Origin of the sequence: Legionella micdadei (assembly GCF_000953635.1) — a bacterium.
Classification (GTDB): domain Bacteria; phylum Pseudomonadota; class Gammaproteobacteria; order Legionellales; family Legionellaceae; genus Tatlockia; species Tatlockia micdadei.
Window position 1 is genome coordinate 463,495 of sequence record NZ_LN614830.1, and the last position, 24,388, is coordinate 487,882.

Sequence of the window (24,388 nt, forward strand, 5' to 3'; positions counted from 1 at the left end):
AATTTACCTGTGTAAATAAGTTTTTATTGTGTTCGTATAAGCTTTTAATACCTCATCTTCTGCAATATGCCTGAAATTTTTTACTACATGCTGGCCTCCAGCAATAACATGACGGACAGGATTAGCGTTACCGGCAAATATCATTGCATCTAAAATCAAGCTGTTTGATTTAAATAAAAGTGAAGGATTTTGGGTGTCGAGGATAATGAAATCGGCGCGGTTGCCAATTTCGATACTGCCTGCAGGGCGCCCTAATGCTCGGGTTCCGCCAAGAAGGGCTTGTTGATATAGCACTGTGCCCACAGAAGGTTCGGTGGGTGTTTTTGTAATGGCGCGTTCGTGATGGATCAGACGCTGACCATATTCAAGCATGCGAAGCTCATCAACAATACTCACCGAGATGTTGCTGTCAGTGCCAATTCCCCATTTGCCTTTTTCCCGAATATACTCTGGCAAATTGAATAAACCATCCCCAAGATTCGCCTCTGTTATCGGACAAAGACCAGCAACGGCACCGCTATGCGCTAGGCGTTGAGTTTCATGCGCTGTCATATGTGTGGCATGAACAAGGCACCAATGTGAATTAATGTCCACATGATTCAATAACCATTCTACCGGGCGCTGCCCACTCCACTGTAGGCAATCAGTGACCTCTTTTGTTTGTTCTGCGATGTGAATATGAATAGGGCTTTGGGGCGCAATGTGTTTCATAGCAGCAGTGGCATGTTGCAACATGTCTGGTGTGACGGCACGTAGCGAATGATGAGCTAAGCCAATGATGACTTGGGGTTCATCTTTATACGCTTTCACGAGCGAAGAAATAATATCGAGGATTTGCGTTTCATTATTAATGAACCGCTTTTGATTCACCGTGGGTTTTTGCCCCCCAAATCCACTGTAACTGTAGAGTACAGGCAAAAGAGTAATTGCAATGCCAACTTCCTGGGCTGCAGAAATGATATGATGCGATGTTAAGCAACGCTCCTGATAAGGCGTGCCGTTTGGTTGATGGTGGATGTAATGAAATTCGCCAACAGTTGTAAATCCGGCTTTAAGCATCTCTATGTAAACCTGAGCTGCAATTGCTTGCAAATCTTCAGGGGTAAGCTTTTCAAGAAACCGGTACATGGTTTCTCGCCAAGTCCAAAAGCTCTCCTTTTCCGCGGTTGCTCGCTCTGCGAGTCCTGCCATTGCACGTTGGAACGCATGGGAATGAAGATTCAGCATCCCTGGTAGCATGGCGCCTTCAAAATGGATGGCATTGTTGGGGGGGGGGTTACAGGAAACGTCAGTGATGTACCCAGCTTTGTCTACCGCAATAAGTACATTGTCAGCCCAGCCAGTGGGTAAAAGTGCGCTGTTGGCAAAATAACTGCAATGCGGATGCAAGGAAACTTCCTTTCGACGTTATCATTATAGTTATCATAAACATAGAGGCAGCTATTATCTACCTAAATTTTTTGAGAGACTGATGTCAACAAAATAGCAAGACAATTTGGAATAATGAATTAGCTTTCGCCAATTCGCTTAAATTCTTGCTCTCCAAAAATCGCAGACGGATAAGTGTAGTACTTAAATTCGAGTAAATTGTTGCTAGGGTCTTTAAGAAAAAAAGATTGATGCTCAATCTTGGAGTTAGGAAAGCGCGTTTTTAACGGAATTTCAAATTGCACTTGTTTATCAATTAGGCGTTCTACAAACGCTTCAAATTCAGTTTTTTCAAGAAAAATCAAACCAAAATGACGAGGATAAATGCCTTGTTGTATCGGTAACGGCTCATTGATTTTGTGTGCCACAATTTGATGATTGCCTAGTTGAATAATTAAAGCGTGCTCTGATTCACGACCTAGGTTACAGCCTAACAGCTCTAAATAAAAGTGTTTAGCTAGGTCAAAATCATGAATTGGAAAAGCTAAGTGAAAGAGTGTATTCATTTTATATAATCATTTAGATGAGTGGGTCTATAATCTGATTTTACTATATATATGGGCAAGTAGCTGCAATGCTCTTACAGAGGTTGGGCTTGTTGTAGTGTGTTAATGAAATCTGCCGCCATCGTCTCCAAATCGGGTCCTAAATGAAGTGATAATGGCCATTTAAAAAGCATTATCGTCAGCACATTTCGATGTTCAGCTAAGTTTAAATCCCTACTTCCGGATTTATTTGGGATCATTTGCTGGTGGGGATTATATTTACTTGTTAAATGGCGCTTAATCTTAGTAATTAATGCAGAATGATGAAAGCTATCAAGTAGACAGAAAGTTAATCCTACTTCAGCAACAACATCCGGTTTGGTCCTCTTTAAAATGAGGTCCATATGCTGCTCGAAATACTGATAGATCCATTTAAATTGTTTATAGGCTATGCGTTTTTGGTAGTAATCGCTTGCAGCAAAAATAATATGCGTCATGCCATAAATTTTATCTTCAAACGCCTTGTCGGAAAGATATGGATCTTTATTATCTGCAAAGATCGTTTTAAAACGATGGATGTATTTTTTTCGAAGATCAATTAATTTAAGCCGATTAAGCAGGAAAACAAAATTAGCCACTTGAGCAGGAGACGTTTTTATTACTGAGGGGCTTAAGAGGAAGGAACTCAAAGGCCGAAGATTTTCCTTAATTTGAAGAATTGCAATTTTTGCATGAGGGTATAACGGCGAGTTTAAAATATTTAATTGTTGTGCGTGATCAAGAATGAGTAAGATTTTAAGTAGATTATCCATTTCTGGAAATTGAGCGAGTAATGCTTTTCGATTTTTAGTTTTTGAAAGATTTTTATTCTCTAAGGGCAGATTAATCGTATTTGCATTAGAAACAGTACGCATAGAATCTGGTGTGGTTTTTAATAATTGGTGAAGCTGCATGCTTTCAATAAATTGAAAGCTGATAATGGGATACAAGTACTCTTTTTTTCCAGTGATCCGGTATAAACGTACAGCATAATGCGATTGGATGATAGGTTTTAGTCTAAAGAGATTGCTGTCGAATTTTTGTTGTATCTTGTCGGCTATATCCGCGGTTGACGCCTTTGATAACAGGCTAAGCAAACATAAGAGTAAAATCGCGTGGAGTTTTAAGATTTTTAAAACCGTCATAGACCCCTGTTCATAAGGATATTCCATCCTAAAAGGGCGAACTTTAGCATCTATCGTCAAAATTGCAACAATTTATTTTCTTTACGGAAGAACTTGAATTGAGGGATAAGATGCTATGAAACTGACAAAGTTGGATTTTTTTATTACAATACAACCATTTTGAAGGGTTGGGAGGCAAAAAATGATTATCGCTGTTTTTTCCATAGGTCAATTTATATCCTCTGATGTTAAAAAATTGAAGGAAGGTTTTACTGAATATTTTGCTAGTCGGAATCCGGACATAACAGGTGAAAAGGTTTGGAACTGGATGATTGCCAACCTAAACCCCTTAAGGGTGGCTGATATTACTCTTGAACAATTTTGTGAAAACCTAAACCAGCATTTTAAAACCGAAATTAGCTTTGCCGATTTTCAGAGAATTTTTAATTCCATGGCAGAGGTTAATGAAGAATCACTGAAGCGGATTGCTGAATTTCAAGCATTACTAGAGGCAAACAAGGATATCCAAATTTTGTTAGTTTCGCATACTAATTATTCTCATTTAAACTATATCCTTGAACAAATTGGCCATCGGTTACCACATTTTGGAGTAATAAGTACTAAGAATGACTGGCCTGAGAAGGCTCAAATTCTGTTTGTGCCTTCGATGTCTTCCAAATGCCCTGATCATCCAGGTACCTTAGCGTACGCTTTAGCAAAACTTGAAGTCCATCCGGAAACCACTTTAATTTCTTTCTTAAATTCAATTCAACAATTTGAAGGGCACCCGAATTTTCAATATATCAGTGCGGGAGCCACTTTAAATCCACAAATGATATTCTCCCAGCTGAAAGGGGTGCAGGAAAAAGTTAGTCGGCAAGAAGAAAAGCCGGTAGAGCAGGAAACAACTAGCTTAGTTTGTTAGAAATATACCGTCTGGGTAGAATAAAATAGGGAGCTTTTTAGTGCACTAAGAAGCTCCTTCTTCTTCATTAGACCTGGTTTTGAAATACGCTCATCGATAAAATCAAACAACATTCTTTAAGCTCACCAAGCACAATGGCCAAAGTCCGTAAGATTATCCATATTGATATGGATTGTTTTTATGCCGCGATAGAAATTCGTGATAACCCCACTTTGGTTAACAAACCTGTGGCTGTTGGCGGCGCTTCGGATAGACGGGGTGTTTTGTGCACCTGCAATTACATTGCCCGACAATATGGAGTTCGCTCAGCAATGCCGACAGTCATAGCCAGGCGTCTTTGTCCCGATCTTTTGGTCTTACCGGTTAATATGGCTAAATACCGGCAAGTCTCCCAAGTGATTAATGCCATTTTTAAAGAGTTTACCGATTTAGTTGAACCGTTATCATTAGATGAAGCGTTTCTTGATGTAACCGATTGTACCCAATACCGAGGAAGTGCCACATGGATAGCGGAGGCAATTCGTTTGAAAATTTGGCAAGCTGAGGAATTAACGGCTTCGGCGGGGGTGGCGCCTAACAAATTTTTAGCAAAAATAGCGAGTGCTTGGAAAAAGCCTAATGGGCTATTTGTGATTCGCCCTGAGGATGTTACGTTATTTGTGAATCAATTGCCTGTAGCAGAACTCTTTGGTGTAGGAAAAGTCACTGCTGCGAAACTGCGTAATATGAATATAATGACATGTGCTGATTTATTGGAAATTCCTTTACGCGAATTAATCCAACATTTTGGTAAGTTAGGACAGCATCTTTATAATCAATGTCGAGGTATTGATGATCGCCCTGTCCAACCCAATCGAGTACGTAAATCCCTAAGTGTTGAGATCACGTTGAGTGAAGATATAAGTGATTCAGCACAAGCAAGGGAGATTATCGATGGCCTATACAGAAAATTGTTGAAACGAATTAACGATTTAGCTTGCGATTTTTTAATAAAAAACCAGTACATTAAAATCAAGTTTGATGATTTTCAATTAATGACAGCTGAAATCAAAAATAATCAAGCCGATTTGCAGGCATTTTATGATTTATTTAATAAGATTTATAAGGAACAAAAGGCAATACGTTTAATCGGTTTAGGTGTTCATTTCCATTTAGATGAAAAATACAATGGATTTATCCAACAATCACTCTTTTAATTTGCCGTTCTATTGATTTAAACGCTCCCCCTTACTTTTGCAAGATGGCCATAGCTGCCTATTAAAACTTTGTGATATACTCTGAAGTTTTGTGAACTAGGTCAGCTTTGAGGATAAATAAACATGAATGTAGATAGCGTTTACCCAAAAATAAGGGAAATTATCGCTGATGTGTTGGTTATTGATGAAGAAGAAGTCTCTTTGAACAGCCGATTGATTGGTGATTTGGGTGCCGAGTCCATTGATTTTCTTGATTTGGTTTTCCAATTAGAAAAAGAATTTAGTATCAAAATTCCGCGCGGTCAATTAGAGAAAAATGCACGAGGTGATTTAGCGGAAGACGAATTTGAAAAAGGCGGTGTATTGACAGCGAAGGGGTTACAAGCACTTAAAAACTATCTGAGCGAAGTTCCTGCGGAATACTTCAAATCAAATATGAAAGTGAGTGAAATCCCAATGCTGTTTACTGTGGAAACCTTTTGCAAGCTGGTTGTTACGGCTGCTAATGAACAAAAAACTTGTGAAACTGTTGCCTAATGCGATTCTTATTTGTTGACCAAATATTGCAATTATCACCTGGCGAAATTGTCCGGGGGATAAAACACATCACGCGCGATGACACCTACCTTTGCCATGATGGGAAGGGACAGCTTTGCTTCATTCCTTCCCTGGTAGGCGAAACGTTAGGTCAGCTGGCCGCTTGGAATGTGATGTACACTAATGATTTCACATTAAGGCCTGTGGCGGGAGTTGTCTCGAGCGCACGCTTGCACCGTCCCGCTTATGTGGGGGAAACCTTATTACTAGAGTCTGTTATCGAATCCCTCGACTCGAGAGCCGTACAATACCATAGTATTGCTTACGTAGGTGATGAGGTAGTGTTCACCATCGATGGCGCTTTAGGCCCATTGTTACCCATGGCTAATTTTATCGATGAACAGATTGTCCGGAGACAATTTGCTGAAATAAATCGGCCTGGTGATTGGCCCAAACGCCAGGTATTTACACCTAATTCAGGATTGGCTCCAGCTGAAGTTGTTTTGCCTGGTTCAATGATGGTGTTTGACCGCGTACTTGATTCTGAACCGGGTGTAAGTCTAACTGCTGAAAAATGTATCACTCGAGCAGCCCCTTATTTCAATGATCATTTCCCCAATAATCCTGTTCTACCAATGACTGTTTTATTGGAGTGTAAACTTAATTTGGCGTGTGAATTTGTAGCCAGGTCATCTTTTAGCCAATGCTATCAAGTCAGTGAATTACGTAAAATTAAAATGAATGAATTTGTTCAGCCAGGGAGCGTGCTAATTACCCATCTTAAAGTGAAAGAGCAAAGTGAACAGCAACTAATTTTGCATTATCGCAGCGAAGTGGATGGCAAACGGGTATGCGTTTTAGACCTGGTGATGACGGCAAAAGGTAATTAATAATTATGAAAAACAGACGAGTCGCAGTGACAGGCTTGGGCGTCGTTTCTCCTTTAGGTAATGATGTACAGTCTACCTGGTACAATTTGTTAGAAGGCAAGTCCGGAATTGGAAAGATAAGTCATTTCGATGCAAGTGCTTTTCCAACGTACATCGCGGCAGAAGTTAAGGGGTTTCAACCTAATCCTGCTGCCATTGCAGGCAAGCACAACCGTTTCTCCATGCAGTTTACCCAGTATGCCTTGGAGGCAGCTCATCAAGCATTCCTTGATGCCGGGATAAAACCAACGAAACAAGATGCTTCGCGTTGGGGAGTGGTCACAGGTAGCGGTATGATGACAGCGGAGTTTTCCTATTTGCAACGATTTCAAAAAACATGTGCTGCAGAAGGAAAACCGGATTGGAAACGACTTCAAGACAGCACTCGTCAATTTTATAGCTTAGTCGATTTCGGAAAGACAACCTCTAACTCGGGGTTATCCTTATTGATACAACAATTTGGAATCGAAGGTTATGCTTCCTCTGTCCATACTGCTTGTGCATCAGGGGGACAAGCGTTAGGTTTGGCGATGCAAGTTATCCGTCGTGGTGAAGCTGATTTCATGTTGGCAGGTGGTTTTGATTCAATGATTAATCCTCTGGGGGTATCCAGCTTTTGCCTCCTTGGCGCATTGTCTTCCTATAATGAAACGCCAGAAACAGCCAGCCGCCCCTTTGATGCAACGCGCAATGGTTTTGTTTTAGGAGAGGGTGCTGCCTTCTTAATTCTTGAAGAATGGTCAAAAGCGAAAGCGCGAGGCGCGAGAATCTATGCTGAATTAGCAGGCGAAGGTAATTCGCTAAGTTCATACCGCATTACCGATTCGCATCCTAATGGCGACGGAGCAATTCAAGCCATTGAACGCGCGCTTAAAGATGCTGGCGTCAAGCCGAGTGATGTTGATTATATTAACGCTCATGGCACATCGACTAAGATGAATGATCTAAGCGAAACCAACGCTGTAAAAGCGGTGTTTGGCACTCATACTCAGCGATTGCCGATTAGTTCCACTAAGAGCCAGACAGGACATCTCATCGCAGCTGCAGGTGCGCTGGAAGCCGTAATATCCGTGTTGTCTATTCACTATGCCCAAATTCCTAGAACAGCAAATTTAACCACGCCTGATCCAGAGTGTGATCTAGATTATGTAGTCGATGGCCCCCGTGAAAAATCGTTAGGGGTGGTTCTATCGAATTCTTTTGGTTTTGGTGGATCAAATAGCTGCCTGCTATTTAAGCATCCTGAGTTTGATGGAGTGATTAAATGATGAACTCCAACCGAGTTTTTATTACTGGCCTGAGTGCGTTGACACCTTGCGGAGAGAATGCTGAGCAAACATGGCAGGCAATACTCGCTGGTCAGAGCGGTATCGCTGAGGTAACTCAATGGGATTTATCCTCTTGGACTCATCGGCTAGGAGGGGAACTTAAACATTTTCAACCAGCAAAAATGTTGCCCGATCGTAAACTGATGAAAGTTATTTCTCGTCAAGATGTACTAGGGATTAATGCCGCGATGCAGGCTGTACAGCATAGTGAACTACTACGCTATCGAGAAACCTTAGAAAATCCTGAAGAGTTTAACGAACAAACCGCGGTCTATGTTGGCTCACCGGGTAATAAGTATTTTCAACAAGAAGATTTTTTACCACTCCTCGCGAAAACTGACAATGACATGCAAGCTTTTGCACAGCAGTTATTTGATGAAGTACACCCAATGTGGTTATTACGCATCTTACCGAATAACGTGTTAGCTTATACCGGGATCAGTTATAGCTTTAAAGGCCCGAATCACAATATCACTAATCATGCTATTGGGGGTATGCAGGCTATTCTTGAAGCTTACCAAGCGCTGAAGCATGGGCAAGCTGAGCGAGCTGTAGTTGTGGCTTATGATGTGTTGGAGCCACAAGCTCTCTTTTATTATGAAAAGATTGGAGTTATCAGCCCCCGCCATTTGAAACCTTTTGATATAGAGCGAGATGGGACAATTATAGCTGATGGTGCGGCAGCGTTCGTTTTGGAAACTGAGACGAGTGCACGTGCACGATCGGCAGTTTGCTACGGTGAAATTGTCGCCGGAATGGCCGCAAGCGAGGCTTCAGGTTTATTTTCAATTGAGGCAGAAGGCCAACATTTGGCCAATTTACTATCAAGAACGCTGGAAGAACAAGCCATTAATCCTGCAGAAATCGGTTTGCTTGTTGCCCATGGGAATGGGAACCACAAATCCGATGACAGTGAAGCGCAGGCTATTCAGGCTGTTTTTGGAAATAAGGTTCCGGTCACTGCCTTAAAATGGTCATATGGCCATACCATTTCTGCTTCTGGTATTTTGGATGCTGTTATGGCAACTCATGCAATTCGCGATAATTGCATTCCTGGGATAATGAATTTTGTGAAGCCAGCGCCCCTGTGTGAGGGATTGAATATTAGTGCCGAACATAGGCAATTGGGGACGAGTAAAACCGCAATGATAATTAATCGTGGTTTTGCAAGTATGAATGCTTGTTTGGTGATTAAAGCTTGTGACTGACTTATCGAATAAAATAGCTAATCTACCCATTTCTTTAGTAGGCCGGTTTTTATACCGTTACCTTCCTTATCGACGTGCTGTCGTAAAGGCAAACATCGAGCAGGTTTTTGGTACACAGCTGAACGAAGGAGAAAAAACACGCCTCGCAAAAGCATTTTATTCTCACTTAGCCGCTTCGATCAAAGAAGCGATACATCTTCGATTTATGAGTGAAAAAAAACTACGCGAGCAAGTGGAGGTACGTGGTTACGAACGGCTATTGGCCATTGTTGCTGAAAAACGTGGTGTGTTAATCCTTACAGGCCATTTTGGTAATTGGGAATTTGCACCCATTGGTGGAATTATGAATTTTAAAGAATTTCAAGGACAATTCCACTTTATTCGCCGCACACTGCGTTACAAGTTCATTGAGAAAATCTTGTTTAAACGCTATTACCAAGCTGGGCTTAATGTTATTCCTAAGAAAAATTCCCTACAGCAAGTTTGCGACGCTCTAGAGCAAAATCATGCTGTGGTTTTTGTTTTAGATCAACATGCCTCCCTCGCTAATCGGGATGGCATAGCTGCTGAATTTTTTGGTAAAAAAGCGGGGACTTATCGAAGTTTAGCAAGCTTTGCCCGCCACACAGGGGTACCTGTTGTGCCGGCAGCAGGATACCGATTGCCTAACGGAAAGCACGTTCTCGAGTTTTATGAACCAATTCCTTGGCAAGAATATGCGAGTGCCCAAGAATCCATTTATCGTAATACCCTAAGCTATAATCAAGCCTTAGAACAAATTATTCTAGCTCATCCCGAGCAATGGTTGTGGTTACACAAGCGCTGGAAATTAAAAGAGCTGTAACAGTAATTGAGCCTTGGGATTCTCCAAAAGTATCACGCAATCCGTAAGTGCCTTGGCGTATGTGGGCTCATTTTGAAAAGTGGAAGTATTTGCATACTTATTTCCGATTATTACCAGGCACTAGGTATCGCAAAAACCGAAAACTCTCCGCCAAGATGCTTAAGACTTCTTTGCGGGGAAGCTGGGATTAAATGGGGCGCTTATCCTCGTGAATAGATAAGTGATTAGCCCCTTCTATTATTAGGCAAATACTGCGGTCGAAGTTAGTCTTTTTTCTGAAAGAGGATCAGCTTTTCCAGATTTTTCTTTCCCGAAAAGCCCCAAACTTTCGAGCTGCCGACTTGTATTGTGAGTAAGATCAGATTGTTCGGTTTCAGTGTGGTATCGCAATTCCAACAGCTTGTTTCGCAAATAAATCGCTGCGTTTTCTTGGTTAGTCGAGATTGCTTTATTGAGAGCAAATCTTATCATTTTAGGCTTTGGTTTGTTTTCTGATAATTCATACAAGTACGAAAGAATAATAGGTTGGCGCCATTGAACTGCCATGGGTATAGCCAGATCTAAATTTCTTTGAGGAATAGGGGAAAAAGCCTGGCAAATGCTTTTTACTATGTCTAATTCTCCGCTTTTAATGGCTTCTTGCAGAAGTCTTGTAAGAACTCTTGGATGCGGCTTATTAGTTTTTAAGTTGCAAAAAAGTTCCACAATTGGCGAGTTCTTCGATTTAATTGCCCAGAGCAACAAAGGGAAAATAGCATTTTGTACTGGCTGGGAACTTGATAGATTACAAAGATAACCGATGATTTCTAGTTTTCCCGATTTTGTAGCTGCCGATAAGGCACTTACCAAAGCATCTTGTCGAGTCCGAGTATCTTTAATCGAGCTCAGCAAATGCTTTACAACAGGCAAATGGCCATAGGTTGCGGCTTCTTGTATGGCGCCATTGATGATTTCTGGTTTATTCAATGTATAACCTGGCAAATTACCGAGGCAGACGATCATGTTCAAAAGGCCCATCATGGCTGCTTTTTTAAAGTTTCGCTCAACCACAAGATGCCCTGGTTTAACTGTGTTTAAATTTCCAAGACACTTGAGGCTATCTTCATCATTGTTTAACACAGCTTGACTAAATGCTTTATCGATTTGCAATTGATGGGGCGCGTTTTGGGGTAATTCAGAAAAATAAATGAGGATAGTTAGATGCTTGTGTTTAAGGGCTAGGTTAAAGAGTTTTTCAATAAGGTTTTTATTAGGTACAGGTGAAGTTAGAGTACAGAGACATTCGACAACCGCTAACTGGTTGTTTTCAACGGCAGTTTCTAATAGCTGTGCGTGAGCTTTACCACTCAGTGGCGGATACATTTCAGTGTCGCAAAGTTGCTCTACAATATCTACCTTCCCATGCCGCGCAGCTAAAATGAGCGTGTTGGCGATTGTAGAATTCCGAACTTTCTCAGGAAAATGCCGACAGAGGTGGGAGACTGTTAACCAGTGTCCGTTTGCGGCTGAAAGATGAACAGCATCATTATAGCTGTCCTTATCGGGTTCTCGGTTGTCTACAAGCAAATTAAGAAGCATATTATTGCCATGTTCAGCTGCTTTTACAAAAAGCGATGTGCCGCCATAGGCTTTGGTCATCCAATCCATGCAATTGATAGGTTCGCCCTGCAATTTGGTGATTATTTTGTCTTTTATATCTTCGTCTTCAATTGCTGCCAAAATTTCAATAAGCACGCGCTCTTGAATACTTGTTTCTCCGCGTTCAGGTTCTGGTAGTGACAGGGCTTCAATAAATGTATCAAGATCGAAATGCCGACCAAGGCTTTTATAGGCGGCTTTCGCAATAAGGGCATATAACGAATACTTATCGATTACTTCAGAATCCGATTGAGGATCGAGAATATGCAAGAGGTTCAATTTTCTGTTGACGTCGAACCAAACATCCTCAATGGAATTATAGCAAGTAGTATCTAACTGACTTTGGGTGTTTGCTTCTATGCAATCTTGAAGTTGAGAATGCAACACTTTACAACGATAACTAAGGCGAGGGATGTATTCCGGATGCCTTTTTAGCTGCCGTATAATCTCATCATCTTCGATGAGGTTGGACTGTTGCGAAAGAAGAAAATCAATAAGCCTTTCAAAGACCGAGTTAGCCGCATCATGTTTATTGATTATTAATAGCTTTAATAATTGGAGCAGCTGCATCGTTGTATCAAAATCACTGGAATTAGTAGAAATAATTTGCTCGACATAATTTTCGATGTTCATCCCACTGATTTTAGTAACAAGGGAGGGTTTGTAACTTAACAGGTGGAGAATAGCGCCTTGGTGGAGAGAAACTAATTGCTCGGCAGTTGAATCTTCGATTAGCGTGGCCAGTGTCTTAGTTAGCTTTGGGTCTTGTGCTTTGCTAATGAGATTGATCAGTATCGGTAATTGTTCTGTGATGACACCAGGCTGATTTAAATGCCCTTTTAGTAATATGAACCAGTCTGTATTTTCAGTGCGGGCAACCCAACTTATCGCTGCAATTAAAAAAGATTGATCAAATAACTGGCACAAGGAACCAAAATTAAAGGCCGTGGGAGAGAATTTACAGAGAGCAGGTTTAGCTTCCACATATTCGAGTTCTTCCTCTTCGAATACTAAAGAGCCGTCCAGAGCATAATTGCAGAAACCACGTTCGCCACAACTGGTTTTTTTTGCTTGTTGGACTAAATTTTGCGCCTCAGGAAATTCCTCTAATAGACTGTATAAATGGCTAACAGCGCTATCAGGGGAACTGAGATCATAAAGGTTATAGCGCATGAAATCATGTAAGAGATGAGTCTCTATAATCTGATTGCTGGGTACTTTACGCTGAATAAGCCAGAGTATTAAGGCAGCATATTTTTCTGTATCAGCAATTTTCTCTTTGAATAAGGCAATAAGGCCTAAAGGATCTTTTTGATCTTTTAATGCATCAGTTAAAGTCTCTAGGTAGGCTCTAACTGAAGGGAGTGCTTGCTCTTTTCGGATCGTTTTCTCAGCAATTGAGTTAATTTCATAGTATTCAGCAAACAACTCTTTGTTCTGATGATAAAATTTTAAAGTGTCAACCGGGTTTTCCTTTAATAAGTTATTGAACAAAAAGACAGTCTTTTCGTTATGATTTGCGGGACGTGCATCCTTAGGAAGTGCCAATAAATAGTGTAACGCCATCAAAAATGAAGTAGCTTCTCCAGTTTCTTTTAGGGCGGGCCTGCAAAGATCAATAAGTGTGAGTAGGTTATTATTTTTCTCAAGTTCATTTAGTTTCTGAGGGGCTAGGAAGGACGAACTAAACCTTGCGATTCTTGCTTCAGCAATTAAACGTCGGTTGAGTTCATGAATAGCCGAATATTCTTGTTCTAAATCCCTATAAGTGATCTTTTTATTCCAAAAATGGACAATCTTGTCACTATTTATCCACTGCAATATTATTTGAAATTGCATAGTTGTCCTTACATGAGATTCAGATTGATTCCATTATAAAGCGCTCACCAGAAAATAACAAAATACTTTTTGTACGAAGGGTAGATTTTTAAAACCATAAGATCATTTACTAGTCTATACTTAAAAAAAGTGTCATTTCCGCTAAGAATTAAAAGGTTGAAATGGCGGCAAAATACTACTCGACTATCTTTTCGTAATAAAAATTTTAAATTAGGGAAAGAGGCATGGGTTAACTGTGCATAGTAATTAGGGAGATGAAATATGCTTGTACTTCTCTAAAAAAATAAAATTAGGGATAGGAAAGAATAAAAATTAAACAAACTATGAAAAATTAACCATTATGCAAAAATTAGGACATTTTATGGTAAAATCGAAATTCACGTTTTTTAAAAACGCCGATCCTTCCTCGTTAGCAGAATTAATCACAAATATTGCAAATAATAAATCTCTTGTTCAGGAATTAATTCAAAAGATAACCGTTTTCAGGAATTCATTTGATGAAGAATTAAGGCAATCACCAAAGAATCATGATGAGATATTGGCTGCCCTTAATAGGAGCGAACGTTGCTTAGAAACCTTGAAAAAGATGGACGCGGATCAGCCGATTACAGCTGAAGAGCAACGATTGCTACTGGACTATATTAAACCAATGCACTTATCTGGAGCTAAAGTTATCGAAGAAATACCCGAGGATAGGCCAGAATCAGCGACACCAGGGTAATGGTCGAAGAAAACGCTATTTAGCAAAAAATTGAAAGTAATAGTTATAGAGTCTAACATAAGTCCCATTCGATTCATATTTTGTCAATAATTGGTTAATTTGTGCAATTTTATCTGCATTATTAAAGGAGGTTGCAATTCCTATCCCATAACCGAGATCAAAAGGTTGATGCAATACGCGAACTAACCCGGGATATTGATGCTCTATGTATAATGCAGTGTAATAATTGACAAAAGCAGCATCAACTTGATTGTTTTTTACAGCCAGCAACAAATCCCCATAGATAGCATAAGTTAAAATTTGAATCGGAATGGGAAAGTTTTGCGCAAGATAGGGTCCATATACTCGTCCTTGCAAAGTAGCGACCCGTTTGTTTTGCAAATCATTTATCGTCTTAACGGGAGATTGAGAAAGTACGACGAAACCTGCTTTACTCGGCAAATAAGGTTGACTAAACAAATAAAGCAACTTACGTTCAGGGGTAATTATCAGACCACCGATGAGAAAATCCACCTGATTCTGATCGAGAGCCGGGAATATTTTATCATTTTGTAGTGGGATAAATTCACATTGCCAATTCAAATCCAAGCAAATCTTTTTCATCAATTCAACATCGAAACCCTCCACCATGTAGTGCTCTATATTGACAGAAAAAGGGGGGGCAAACATGGGGGTCCCAATTCTCACGGTGGCATTAAGTAGTGAAGAGAAAAAAAAGCAAAACAACAAAATAATAATGCGGATATACCTTCTCTTCATAATGTGGTATCCGTTGATTCTCCTGTCATCTAAGTATATAAGAGAAACTCCAAAATACCATTTTGGTCGATTGCTTTCTCCTCTGGAAAGGGTTGGAGATTCGCTATAGGAGTAGGTTATTATTCATCTTTAAAGCTTTCAGAGCAAAAAATCAAGTAAGGGATCGGATGTCAGAAAGGACTGTTGGCAAGAGTCAACAGTCCTTGGAGGTTTGGATTATGTTAATAATGATGCTTGTTTAAGTAAGGCTAACATTGCTGTTTTGTTCACAAAACCAGCGGAAGTTAATTGATCCAGTTGTTGTCCATGAGTGTCAAAAAATAGCATTGTTGGAGTTCCGTAAATACCAAACTTCTTTTTTATGTTAGCTACTTCCTGACTATTTTCACTAATGTTCACTTTCACATTAACTAGGTTCTTCATCGCATCGATAATCTCTGGTTGATTGAAGACCTTGGTATCCATATCCTGACAATCACTGCACCAGCTAGCAGAAAACTCTAAAAAAACCGGTCTATTTTCCTTTCTGGCGCGAGCTAATTCCTGTGTAATCGCTTGCAGAGTATTGACTTCAAGAAATGGTGCATGAGTTTTACTTGCTGTCGCTGGGTTTGATTGTATACGTGGAGAGAAAGTATTGTAAGAGAAGATACTGCCAAAGATTAAAATTACCATTCCTATTATTTGGAAAAAGCGGGCAGATTTGCCCTTTGCAGACCTTGGCATAATTAAAGCAATGCCTGAAGTGAGCAATAGAGCACCCCATAATAATTGGGTAATGCTAGCAGGCAATACTCGGCCTAACATCCAAATGGCGATAGCAAGCATTACAATGCCAAAAAGCTGCTTTATCCTAATCATCCATGCCCCAGTTTTGGGTAATAGTGATCCATATCCTGCTGCAACCAGAATGAGGGGGGCTCCCATCCCGAGCGCCATAATAAACAGGATTAGCCCACCATTAAGTGCTTGTCCGCTTTGGCCGATGTAGGTAAGTACGCCAATCAATGGCGCGGTGACGCAAGGCGAAACAATGAGCGTAGAGATCACTCCCATCAAACCAGTCGAGAAAAAATTATGCTTATTTGATCGTTGGCTGAAGTGATTTAAACGGGCACTCATTTGAGTGGGGAGTCGCAGTTCGAACAGGCCAAACATTGATAAAGCCATTAGCAAGAATACTAGGCTAAAACTAACGATTACTGTTGGGCGTTGCATGAGTGTTTGCACTGTTGAACCCATAAAACCTGCGAGCATACCAGCTGCAGCATAGGTGAGCGCCATACCCAACACATAACTTAATGATAATTTGATCGCTTTAGGAGTTGATAGCGAATCTTGCCCAACAATGATGCCTGATAAAATAGGTACCATGGGTAACACACAAGGTGTGAATGCCAGTAAGATCCCGAAGACAAAAAAGGCACCTAAATACACAAAAGCATTATTCTGTTGAATAAAATTCATAATCATGTCTGGATTTGCATTATCAAACCCTAAAGAAAAAGACCAGACAGCATGCGACATGAGCATTAATCCCAAGACGCCAAAAAAACGCGCTAAGTTTTTCATTCTAAACTCTCATAAAATCAGTTTATTGATGGCCGATAAGAGTGCTCAACTCTTCTATAAGAAATGATTAAGAACAGCACAATTATCGGTTAATACACAATATTTGTTCTTATTTTGAGGGGAATTGGAGGTTTGAAAGGTTGAAATATCGGCGAATTTGAAAAGAATTGAATAAGCACGAAGAAAAGTGCTCCTGCAATGATAAATAAATAGGGAGCAGCATCTAACTCATTTTCAGCCAGTGTATAGAAAGCTGATAATTGACAGTAGCTCGCTGTAGTTGTTCTACTCGAGCAATCGCTGGTTGTAGTTGAGTAATGCGCTGAATGAAGGCTATTGTTATCAACAAATGGGCAGAATGGTTTTAAAGTTAGTAAAACCAGACAGAGAATGATCAGGCAGCTGAGAAATGTTGCTCTAAGTTTCATCAAATCATGATAACAGCTGAAAAAAAAACTGTAAATATTTGTACCTATTTCTAATCCAAACCTTCTCAATTTAGATGGTAGGGTCCTCAATATACTAGAATAGTATTTATGATTAAGGAAATCGTTGCTCCCAAAGAATTTAATAACGGGTCTTCTGCCGCATTACGTGAAATGGGGAGGGGAAGAAAGTTATTGTCTTTTAATTTACTTTTTATCTTTGCATTTATTTTTATAATTTTTTTCTATTTTTTTTCATATAAACAAATCGATAGGCTTATCTCAGCGAACTCCTGGGTCATTCATTCTTATGAAGTTATTCAAGCAACAGATAATGCCCTCTATTTCATTATTGATGCTGAGACACAGCAGCGAGGATATTTCATTACTGGAAATAAGCAGTTTTTAATTGACAGAAATAACTCATTAGTCTCTTTAAGAAATACTTTAAAGAAATTAGAAAAACTGATTCAGGATAACCCGTTACAAATGGAAAAAGTAAAGGAGTTTGCCGCATTGATAGAAAGGCGGATTGATTTGTTAACTCAATTGCAGCAAACGAAAGAAAATAACTTAGCAAACACGCAAAGAAGTCTGGGGCTCATTGAGTTTGGGCAGGCTATGTCAAATCGCATTCGCTCTTTGGCAGAAGAAATTAGAACAGTAGAGCTAACCCTATTGACTGAAAGAAATCATGCCGTTTTGACAAGCACAAAAACCGAAGATGTTATTTTAGTAATAGGAAATTTAACTAGCTTAGTATTTTTAATCATTGCATTTATTCTTTTTAATCGCGAATTGAAAAGACGTATCCATTCTGAGGAAAAAGAGAGGGATACTGAATCTCGCTTACTCAGCATCATTGAAAGTGAGCACGATATGGTTGCTGCTGTTGATACCGAATACCGGTTTATCGTGTTTAACGATACTTATCAAATTGAATTCAAAAGACTTTTTGGAATATTAATTAGACCAGGAATGTCTGTGCATGACGCATTGGTAAATGTGCCTGAAATCAGAGAAAAGTTCCTCAGCATTTGGAAAGTGTCATTGGAGGGGAAAGGGTACACCGAAAATATGGAATTTACCCATGAACAAGAGAAAAATATTTACGAAATTACTTCCAGCGCTGTAATAAACAATAAAAGCCAAATAATAGGGGCCGTGCAGATCATCCGCAATATAACTAAACGGATCCAAGAGCAAACCAAGCTGCAGGACTACAGTGAAAAACTGAATCAGGGTATGAACGAGTTACAGAATAAAAATCAACAAATCACACTGCTAGTTGAGATGAGTGATAATTTGTTAGCTTGCGCCTCTCAAGAGGAGTTAAGCACTGTGGTTGAACAATATTGTCAAAGGATGCTAAGTTTTTCGAGCGGGTTCTTATATGCTATGCATCCATCAAAAAATTTTTTGGAGGTGATGGTAAAATGGGGGGAGCCGAGCGAGCAAGATAGAGTATTTTACCCCGATCAGTGTTGGGCTATTCGTCGCGGAAGATTGCAGTATGTTAGTCATTCTCATTTGGAATTACTTTGTAACCACATTAAAAATAAAAAAAATAATACTGCTTATGTATGTATTCCTTTAATGGCACAAAATGACATCTATGGTTTGCTTTTTATGGAAATGCAAGCGGAACAAGAAAAGCAATTCGTTGAAAGCACTAGGCTTATCGTGAATGCTTTTTCTGAGCTCACCGCTTTGGCTTTGGCGAATGTAAGATTGCGGGAAAATTTGCGTTATCAATCCATCCGTGATCCATTGACTTCACTTTATAATCGACGTTATTTAGAAGATTTCCTCCAGAAACAAATCCACCAAGCCGAGCGTGCGAAAACAAATCTTGTGGTTTTGCTCTTGGATTTAGACCACTTCAAGAAAATAAATGATACTTATGGCCATGATGCTGGCGATATTGTTTTAAAAGAGCTAGGCCGATTGTTGCAGAGTGATATCCGCATGGGAGATATTGCATCTCGCTATGGGGGAGAAGAGTTCATTATTGTATTTTACGATACGCCTCTTAATGTGGCAAAAAAAAGAGCTGAACAGATCAGGCGTGCGGTTTCCTTGTTACCCATAAAATATGGTGCGCAAGAAGTTGGTCCGATAACAATATCGATTGGTGTTTCAATTTACCCACAACATGGTACGAACTCTGCCAGCTTAATCGAAGCGGCAGATAAGGCACTTTATATGGCTAAAAACTCGGGTAGAAACAGGGTTGTTGTCTTTGGGGAAAAGGAGATTTCCCATATTCCTAATCCAAATAAGAAAAGTGAAGGTTAATCACTTCTGCCAAAAATACGGCGAAAAAAGGATAAGCAATGAAAATATCTCTAGCCGTCCAGCAAGCATTGCAAATATCATGACCCATTTACTGGGCTGATTAAGATGAGCGCAAGTTTCGTGAATATTCCCTATTCCAGCGCCCGAATTCGATAAAGAGGCCGTACTAGCCGAAAATGATGTGACAAAATCATTTCCTAGTGCCATAAAAAGCAGGACCAAGATAAAAAAGAGAGCGATGAATACTGACAAAAAACCCCACATTGATTGCAGAATGGGTTCAGCTAAACTGTGATTGCCAAATTTTATGGGGATAATTGCATTTGGATGAATAAGGCGAACTATTTCACGCTTGCTTTGTTTATAAATCAATAAAGCACGGATGACTTTAAGTCCACCGCTGGTCGAACCAGCACATCCTCCAATGAGTGCCAACAGGGTAATAAGCAAGGGGATGTAGGTGGGCCACTGGCTAAATTGGGCAGAAATAAACCCTGTCGTAGTCGCCATGGAGATGACATTAAATAAAGACTTAATGAAGGCATGGTGATTTGCCCTAAAAAAGCCATAGACCACAAGGCTTATACCAACGAGAACGGTAGCGCTAATTAAGAAAAAGATATAGTTGCGGAACTCTTCATCATGCCAGTAATGACTTAAACTTTTTTTCTGGAAAGCGACGAAATGCAGTGCAAAATTGGTTCCGCCAAGTAACATGAAAAAGCAAGCAATTAATTCGATGACGTCACTCTCATAATGAGCAAAGCTGTTATCATGCATAGAGAATCCCCCAGTTGAAACGGTGGCAAAACTCTCTCCTAAAGCATCAAACCAATCCATCCCTGCTATCCAGTAACAGAACATGCAGGTTATGGTTAAAAGCAGGTAGATATACCACATGGCTTTGGCAGTATGGGCGATGCGTGGTGTTAGTTTGGAATCCTTCATTGGACCCGGGGTTTCAGCTCTAAAAAGTTGCATTCCCCCAACACCAAGCATGGGCAAAATGGCTACTGCTAAAACAACAATACCCATACCCCCTAAAAACTGTAGCTGTTGGCGATAAAATAAAATAGCCTGAGGCAAACCTTGTAAATGTTCGATGACACTCGCCCCAGTTGTAGTCAAGCCTGATACTGTCTCAAAGAAGGCATCTGTCATCCCTTGATTTTGATGATGCAGCACAAAAATAAAAGGCAAAGATGCGAACAAACAGAGCACGAACCAAAAAAGGACAACGATAATGAAACCCTCACGAATCTTAAGTTCATGATGTTGAGTACGGCAACATAGCCATAACAGAAAACCAGTGCAGAAGGTACAGATGAATGCGACAACGAAGGGTAGCCAGAAGTTTTCCCGAAAGATAAAATTAATGATTAAAGGGGTGAGCATGCTTAGGCTAAACATCATTAACAGGAGGCCTAAAAGACGAAGAATGGTTTTAATTTGCATTCATTGATTCCCCTGAGAAACCTCTAAGACATAAAAGTCAGATTCACTTGGAACAGCGATTCTACTTGGCGAACATAACGTTTTTTTAATAGTAGAAGTATAATATGGTCGCCTGATGCAAGAATTAAATTAGGATTCGGCATGAGAACCTGCTCTTCGCGAGTTAGCGCTGCTATAGAACAACTGGGAGGTAACTCAATTTCTGATAGTTTGCGGCCAACCACTTGTGAAGTCAACTCATCGCCATGGGTGATTAATTCAATTGCTTCCGCTTCATTATCTTGCAGCCGATAAACCTTAACCATGTTGCCGCGTCTTAATTTGGCAAGGATACTGCCAATTGTAATTAATTGGGGCGAAATCGCATGATCAATGGGGCTGTCTTCAATTAATTCCACATAGGCATTGCGATTAACCAGCGCAATGGCATAACGTGCGCCTAATCGTTTTGCCTGTAAGCTAGACATGATATTGGCTTCGTCATCATTAGTGACTGCACAAAACACATCGGTGAACTCGATATTTTCATTGACTAGAAGATCGCGGTCGGCAATATCCCCCTGTAAAACGGTACCTTTATGGAGATGGGAGGCAAGGTGGCTAGCCCTCATCAAATTGCGATCGATGATTTTCACGCGGTATTGATTTTCTAAAGATAGAGCCAGTCCAGAACCGATATGCCCGCCTCCTGCAATCATAATGCGATGATTGGGATGAGTGTAACGCCCTAAGGCTATCAGCACCTGTTGGGTTGCTGCAGGAGAAGCGGCAAACACTACTTCATCGCCAACTGCAATTTGGCAATCGTCCCGGGGTTCTATTGCTTCTTTATTGCGGAAAACGGCGACTACTTTGGCTTCAATGGGATACAAATGTTGATAAAGCTCGACAATAGTCTTCCCTACCATGACTTCATTTGGTGAGGGTTTCACGGTACTTAATAAAACCTGTCCTTCAGCAAATTCTAAGACCTGAGCAGCTCCTGGGTAGTGAATCAAGTTTTCAATGTGTTCAGTGACCAGTTTTTCAGGACTGATACATACATCCACAGGGACATGATCATTACGAAACAATTGCGGGTAATCATAATAGTTTTGGGAGCGAATTCGGGCGATTTTTGTTGGTGTACGAAACAAGCTGTAGGCAATTTGACAACCCATCATGTTAATTTCGTCGCTGTTAGTGACAGCAATTAACATATCGGCTTGTTCGATACCTGCTTCAATTAAAACATTAGGGTGTGAACCCGATCCCTGAACGGTTTGAATATCAAGGCGATGCTGTAATTCGCGTAAGCGCTCTTCATTTAAATCCACTAAGGTAATATCGTTATCTTCCCGCGCTAGATTACGGGCAAGTGTAGCCCCGACTTGGCCTGCGCCTAAAATAACTATTCGCATGGCATTAGTACTCCTTCATACACGAAGGCGGCGGATCCGGTTAATGAGATGGAGCTTTTGGTATCTGGCCAATCCACAATTAACTCTCCGCCAGGTAACTCAATATGGATTTGTTCCGCCAAATGGTGATAGAGGCGGCCAACCGCCGCTGCTGCTAAGGCACCGCTGCCACAAGCCTTGGTTTCGCCGCAGCCCCGTTCGTAAACCCGTAAGCGAATATGATTTTTATCGACGATCTGCATGAAACCGGCATTAGTTTGCTCGGGGAATAGTGGATGCTCGCTGATCTCTTTTCCTAATGTTGCAACAGGTGCTTTAGTAATGTCCTCAACAATACTCACAGCATGAGGATTTCCGACATTAATCGCATGAATTTGACAACTTGAACCGTCATCAAAAGGGAGTGAATAAAGAACGGCCTGATGATTGGCTAATAAGGGGATGTCTTCTGGTTTAAGTTTAGGTTGTCCAAAATCAACAGTGATAGCGCCATTTTCATTGAGAGTAAGCTGCATCCTTGTGGTGCAAGTTGCAACTGAAATTGTTTTTTTAGTGGTCAAGCCATAATGGTGAACAAAGCGGGCAAGGCATCGAGCGCCATTACCGCATTGTCCAACTTCTTGGCCATCAGCGTTGAAAATACGGTAAAAGAAATCGATTTCAGGATCGTTGCTTGCTTCGACTAATAGGCATTGATCAAATCCCACACCGGTATCACGCCGAGCAAGCGCACTAATCTCGCTTGGAGTGAAATTGATTTGCTGGTGTATTGCATCGATCACCATGAAATCATTCCCTATCCCATGCATTTTTGTAAATCGAATTGTCATTTAGTATCTCATCGCTTTTGGCAGTTTCGTTTGTTGTGACTTCTTGTTTTCGGGTAGATAGAGCGGTCCCTTTTGCCCGCAAGCAGCTAAAAGGCCTACTGATAGACAACATGTAATAACTATAAAAGCAAATAAGCGCATAATAAATTGAACTTATCAATTAGCGATAAATCGCATTATATCTTATTAACAAAGGCTCATCGAAGAGATCTCTTGCTGTCCCTCCTCGATTTCTTCCATTCTTTTTTGTACCTCTAATTCTTCAATTTTCCTAAATACAGCAATGGAGCGGTGCATTGTTCCTGTAACTCGTTGATATGAGCGTGGGTTAATTTCTATTTTTTCTGCAAAATTAAGTCCGTTAGGTGATTGCCAGTTTAGCTCAAAAATAAGTAGGTCAGGAATGTCGCTTTGGCTTTCGGTGCTGTAATAGGGCGTAACTGTGACAGCTATTTCGCTGATTCGATCTTCTTTAACCTGATTTAACATCTTCTCAGCAATGAAATTTTCAACTACTTCCAAGATATTGTAATTTGCAGCTGCAGTTGCAGGGATGAGATTTTCTTTATGGTGATCTCCACCTAAAAAATAAGCAACCATGTGCGACCAATGATAATCATGACCATTAACAGTAATGTATTCTTCATTACTGCAACCATCGGCTTTAAAAACTTCAATACAAGAAATGCCAGTTAATTTTTTCTGACTGATAATCCTTTTTTTACCTTGCCTGTCCTCAATTTTTTCTAAAGTGATGGTGAATTCGATTGGAGAAGGCCGATCAAATAAATAAGATTTGAATTTACTTCGAAGTTTCGTCCTATCCGCCATGCTTATATCGATTTTGCCACGAGGTTTCGGCCCATCTGGTGTGACGGGTTTGAAAAAGGTACCAAGTCGTTTAGAAAGGAATGGACGTATTTTGTTCGTTTTATTCGGGGTTAAATAAACTTGCGGATACCCGCGCTCTGGTGTTGCTGGAGCAGGTTCAGGAATAATACGAACGCCTGTTTTTCGAATAGGTGAATGCAATTGTGTATTACCGGCAAAAAGGAAAGAATTCTCACCGCTATCTTTTCTACGTCTTTTAAGTGGACGTTGGTGTTGTTGGTGCGAATCAAAAATCGGTTTTGCAGAACGGGATAATGGTTTTCGAGCCAATTCTGCATGGAGTTTATCGATATCGGTTTTGGTGATTTCACTAAAAACAAGGAGCAAGGTAGTAGAGGTAAGCCGCTTCACCCCCAATTTCTCCACAGCAACACTGGCTTGAAGCCAGTGATCGTCCTCTAAGCGTAGTTTTTTTAAATTAGGAATAACTTTGAGGGCACGTCGTTTAAAAAGAGCTGTTTTTTCTAACATTGAATCAAAAGCCTAGTCATACAAAGCGGAAGAGACTAAGCTTAGC

21 protein-coding genes are annotated in these 24,388 nt (G+C 40.4%); 9 read left to right on the forward strand and 12 right to left on the reverse strand.

From position 1 onward, the window contains the following. Window positions 1-3 precede the first annotated feature (3 nt). The 3 genes from LMI_RS02180 to LMI_RS02190 all read right to left on the reverse strand — a co-directional run bounded on the left by LMI_RS02180 (window position 4) and on the right by LMI_RS02190 (window position 3,097). The gene (locus tag LMI_RS02180) at window positions 4-1,389 is read right to left on the reverse strand and encodes a formimidoylglutamate deiminase (RefSeq protein ID WP_045098339.1); all 1,386 of its coding nucleotides are present in this window, start codon (window positions 1,387-1,389) and stop codon (window positions 4-6) included. A 119-nt stretch (window positions 1,390-1,508) separates the two neighbouring features. Continuing rightward, window positions 1,509-1,934, reverse strand: coding sequence for a VOC family protein (locus LMI_RS02185; protein WP_045098340.1), 426 nt, complete (start codon window positions 1,932-1,934; stop codon window positions 1,509-1,511). A 74-nt stretch (window positions 1,935-2,008) separates the two neighbouring features. Continuing rightward, on the reverse strand, window positions 2,009-3,097 hold the full coding sequence (locus LMI_RS02190; protein WP_045098341.1) for a DUF3541 domain-containing protein: 1,089 nt from the start codon (window positions 3,095-3,097) through the stop codon (window positions 2,009-2,011). 181 nt (window positions 3,098-3,278) lie between these two features. On the opposite strand from LMI_RS02190, the gene LMI_RS02195 reads away from it, so the two are divergent. The 7 genes from LMI_RS02195 (at window position 3,279) to LMI_RS02225 (ending at window position 10,043) form a co-directional block, all read left to right on the forward strand. Next, window positions 3,279-4,001, forward strand: a complete 723-nt coding sequence (locus LMI_RS02195) for a hypothetical protein (protein ID WP_045098342.1) — start codon at window positions 3,279-3,281, stop codon at window positions 3,999-4,001. A 134-nt stretch (window positions 4,002-4,135) separates the two neighbouring features. Beyond that, on the forward strand, window positions 4,136-5,197 hold the full coding sequence (dinB, locus tag LMI_RS02200) for a DNA polymerase IV (protein WP_045098343.1): 1,062 nt from the start codon (window positions 4,136-4,138) through the stop codon (window positions 5,195-5,197). Window positions 5,198-5,320: 123 nt separating this feature from the next. Beyond that, on the forward strand, window positions 5,321-5,734 hold the full coding sequence (locus LMI_RS02205; protein WP_045098344.1) for an acyl carrier protein: 414 nt from the start codon (window positions 5,321-5,323) through the stop codon (window positions 5,732-5,734). After that, window positions 5,734-6,624: a 3-hydroxyacyl-ACP dehydratase FabZ family protein gene (locus LMI_RS02210; RefSeq protein WP_045098345.1), complete on the forward strand. Its 891-nt coding sequence runs from the start codon at window positions 5,734-5,736 to the stop codon at window positions 6,622-6,624. Before LMI_RS02205 ends, LMI_RS02210 begins: the two co-directional genes overlap by 1 nt. Window positions 6,625-6,629: 5 nt before the next feature. Next, window positions 6,630-7,931: a beta-ketoacyl-[acyl-carrier-protein] synthase family protein gene (locus tag LMI_RS02215; protein WP_045098346.1), complete on the forward strand. Its 1,302-nt coding sequence runs from the start codon at window positions 6,630-6,632 to the stop codon at window positions 7,929-7,931. Beyond that, window positions 7,928-9,199, forward strand: coding sequence for a beta-ketoacyl-[acyl-carrier-protein] synthase family protein (locus tag LMI_RS02220; protein WP_045098347.1), 1,272 nt, complete (start codon window positions 7,928-7,930; stop codon window positions 9,197-9,199). Before LMI_RS02215 ends, LMI_RS02220 begins: the two co-directional genes overlap by 4 nt. Next, window positions 9,192-10,043 carry a lysophospholipid acyltransferase family protein gene (locus LMI_RS02225; RefSeq protein ID WP_045098348.1) on the forward strand — a complete coding sequence of 284 codons (852 nt, stop codon included), beginning with the start codon at window positions 9,192-9,194 and terminating at the stop codon, window positions 10,041-10,043. The genes LMI_RS02220 and LMI_RS02225 overlap by 8 nt, the downstream gene beginning before the upstream one ends. 240 nt (window positions 10,044-10,283) lie before the next feature. On the opposite strand, the gene LMI_RS02230 is transcribed toward LMI_RS02225, so the two are convergent. Beyond that, window positions 10,284-13,520 carry an ankyrin repeat domain-containing protein gene (locus tag LMI_RS02230; RefSeq protein ID WP_045098349.1) on the reverse strand — a complete coding sequence of 1,079 codons (3,237 nt, stop codon included), beginning with the start codon at window positions 13,518-13,520 and terminating at the stop codon, window positions 10,284-10,286. 361 nt (window positions 13,521-13,881) lie between these two features. Here LMI_RS02230 and LMI_RS02235 point away from each other — a divergent pair, with 361 nt between their 5' ends. Then, entirely contained in the window at window positions 13,882-14,241 is a 360-nt protein-coding gene (locus LMI_RS02235; protein ID WP_143001011.1) for a hypothetical protein, read from the forward strand. Between the two features lie 15 nt (window positions 14,242-14,256). On the opposite strand, the gene LMI_RS02240 is transcribed toward LMI_RS02235, so the two are convergent. From LMI_RS02240 to LMI_RS15845, 3 genes are all read right to left on the reverse strand, one after another. Further along, on the reverse strand, window positions 14,257-15,000 hold the full coding sequence (locus tag LMI_RS02240; RefSeq protein ID WP_045098351.1) for a transporter substrate-binding domain-containing protein: 744 nt from the start codon (window positions 14,998-15,000) through the stop codon (window positions 14,257-14,259). Between the two features lie 216 nt (window positions 15,001-15,216). Continuing rightward, window positions 15,217-16,572, reverse strand: coding sequence for a protein-disulfide reductase DsbD (gene dsbD, locus LMI_RS02245; protein ID WP_045098352.1), 1,356 nt, complete (start codon window positions 16,570-16,572; stop codon window positions 15,217-15,219). An 89-nt stretch (window positions 16,573-16,661) separates the two neighbouring features. Continuing rightward, a complete protein-coding gene (locus tag LMI_RS15845; RefSeq protein WP_064103000.1) occupies window positions 16,662-17,000 on the reverse strand; it encodes a lpg1681 family protein in 339 nt (112 codons plus the stop codon). 108 nt (window positions 17,001-17,108) lie between these two features. Here LMI_RS15845 and LMI_RS02250 point away from each other — a divergent pair, with 108 nt between their 5' ends. Next, complete coding sequence (locus LMI_RS02250) at window positions 17,109-19,295, forward strand: sensor domain-containing diguanylate cyclase (protein WP_082050688.1); 2,187 nt, start codon at window positions 17,109-17,111, stop codon at window positions 19,293-19,295. Here LMI_RS02250 and LMI_RS02255 read toward each other — a convergent pair whose 3' ends face one another. Genes LMI_RS02255 through LMI_RS02270 form a run of 5 tightly spaced genes read right to left on the reverse strand, consistent with a single transcriptional unit; the run spans window position 19,296 to window position 24,342 of the window. Next, on the reverse strand, window positions 19,296-20,750 hold the full coding sequence (locus LMI_RS02255; protein ID WP_045098353.1) for a TrkH family potassium uptake protein: 1,455 nt from the start codon (window positions 20,748-20,750) through the stop codon (window positions 19,296-19,298). Window positions 20,751-20,773: 23 nt separating this feature from the next. After that, window positions 20,774-22,150 (reverse strand): Trk system potassium transporter TrkA, encoded by a 1,377-nt coding sequence (trkA, locus tag LMI_RS02260; protein ID WP_045098354.1) that lies wholly within the window; start codon window positions 22,148-22,150, stop codon window positions 20,774-20,776. Next, window positions 22,141-22,980: a diaminopimelate epimerase gene (gene dapF / locus LMI_RS02265; RefSeq protein WP_045098355.1), complete on the reverse strand. Its 840-nt coding sequence runs from the start codon at window positions 22,978-22,980 to the stop codon at window positions 22,141-22,143. The genes trkA and dapF overlap by 10 nt, the downstream gene beginning before the upstream one ends. Beyond that, window positions 22,981-23,121, reverse strand: coding sequence for an LPS translocon maturation chaperone LptM (gene lptM, locus LMI_RS15750; protein WP_082050689.1), 141 nt, complete (start codon window positions 23,119-23,121; stop codon window positions 22,981-22,983). 45 nt (window positions 23,122-23,166) lie between these two features. Further along, window positions 23,167-24,342 (reverse strand): DNA/RNA non-specific endonuclease, encoded by a 1,176-nt coding sequence (locus tag LMI_RS02270; protein WP_045098356.1) that lies wholly within the window; start codon window positions 24,340-24,342, stop codon window positions 23,167-23,169. Window positions 24,343-24,388: the final 46 nt, after the last annotated feature.

Bases quoted from the DNA above. Each gene is read 5' to 3' on its own strand.
- LMI_RS02185 (WP_045098340.1), bottom strand. From the start codon at position 1,934: ATGAATACACTCTTTCACTTAGCTTTTCCAATTCATGATTTTGACCTA.
- LMI_RS02190 (WP_045098341.1), bottom strand. From the start codon at position 3,097: ATGACGGTTTTAAAAATCTTAAAACTCCACGCGATTTTACTCTTATGT.
- LMI_RS02195 (WP_045098342.1), top strand. From the start codon at position 3,279: ATGATTATCGCTGTTTTTTCCATAGGTCAATTTATATCCTCTGATGTT.
- dinB (WP_045098343.1), top strand. From the start codon at position 4,136: ATGGCCAAAGTCCGTAAGATTATCCATATTGATATGGATTGTTTTTAT.
- LMI_RS02205 (WP_045098344.1), top strand. From the start codon at position 5,321: ATGAATGTAGATAGCGTTTACCCAAAAATAAGGGAAATTATCGCTGAT.
- LMI_RS02210 (WP_045098345.1), top strand. From the start codon at position 5,734: ATGCGATTCTTATTTGTTGACCAAATATTGCAATTATCACCTGGCGAA.
- LMI_RS02215 (WP_045098346.1), top strand. From the start codon at position 6,630: ATGAAAAACAGACGAGTCGCAGTGACAGGCTTGGGCGTCGTTTCTCCT.
- LMI_RS02220 (WP_045098347.1), top strand. From the start codon at position 7,928: ATGATGAACTCCAACCGAGTTTTTATTACTGGCCTGAGTGCGTTGACA.
- LMI_RS02230 (WP_045098349.1), bottom strand. From the start codon at position 13,520: ATGCAATTTCAAATAATATTGCAGTGGATAAATAGTGACAAGATTGTC.
- LMI_RS02235 (WP_143001011.1), top strand. From the start codon at position 13,882: ATGGTAAAATCGAAATTCACGTTTTTTAAAAACGCCGATCCTTCCTCG.
- LMI_RS02240 (WP_045098351.1), bottom strand. From the start codon at position 15,000: ATGAAGAGAAGGTATATCCGCATTATTATTTTGTTGTTTTGCTTTTTT.
- dsbD (WP_045098352.1), bottom strand. From the start codon at position 16,572: ATGAAAAACTTAGCGCGTTTTTTTGGCGTCTTGGGATTAATGCTCATG.
- LMI_RS15845 (WP_064103000.1), bottom strand. From the start codon at position 17,000: ATGAAACTTAGAGCAACATTTCTCAGCTGCCTGATCATTCTCTGTCTG.
- LMI_RS02250 (WP_082050688.1), top strand. From the start codon at position 17,109: ATGATTAAGGAAATCGTTGCTCCCAAAGAATTTAATAACGGGTCTTCT.
- LMI_RS02255 (WP_045098353.1), bottom strand. From the start codon at position 20,750: ATGCAAATTAAAACCATTCTTCGTCTTTTAGGCCTCCTGTTAATGATG.
- trkA (WP_045098354.1), bottom strand. From the start codon at position 22,150: ATGCGAATAGTTATTTTAGGCGCAGGCCAAGTCGGGGCTACACTTGCC.
- dapF (WP_045098355.1), bottom strand. From the start codon at position 22,980: ATGACAATTCGATTTACAAAAATGCATGGGATAGGGAATGATTTCATG.
- lptM (WP_082050689.1), bottom strand. From the start codon at position 23,121: ATGCGCTTATTTGCTTTTATAGTTATTACATGTTGTCTATCAGTAGGC.
- LMI_RS02270 (WP_045098356.1), bottom strand. From the start codon at position 24,342: ATGTTAGAAAAAACAGCTCTTTTTAAACGACGTGCCCTCAAAGTTATT.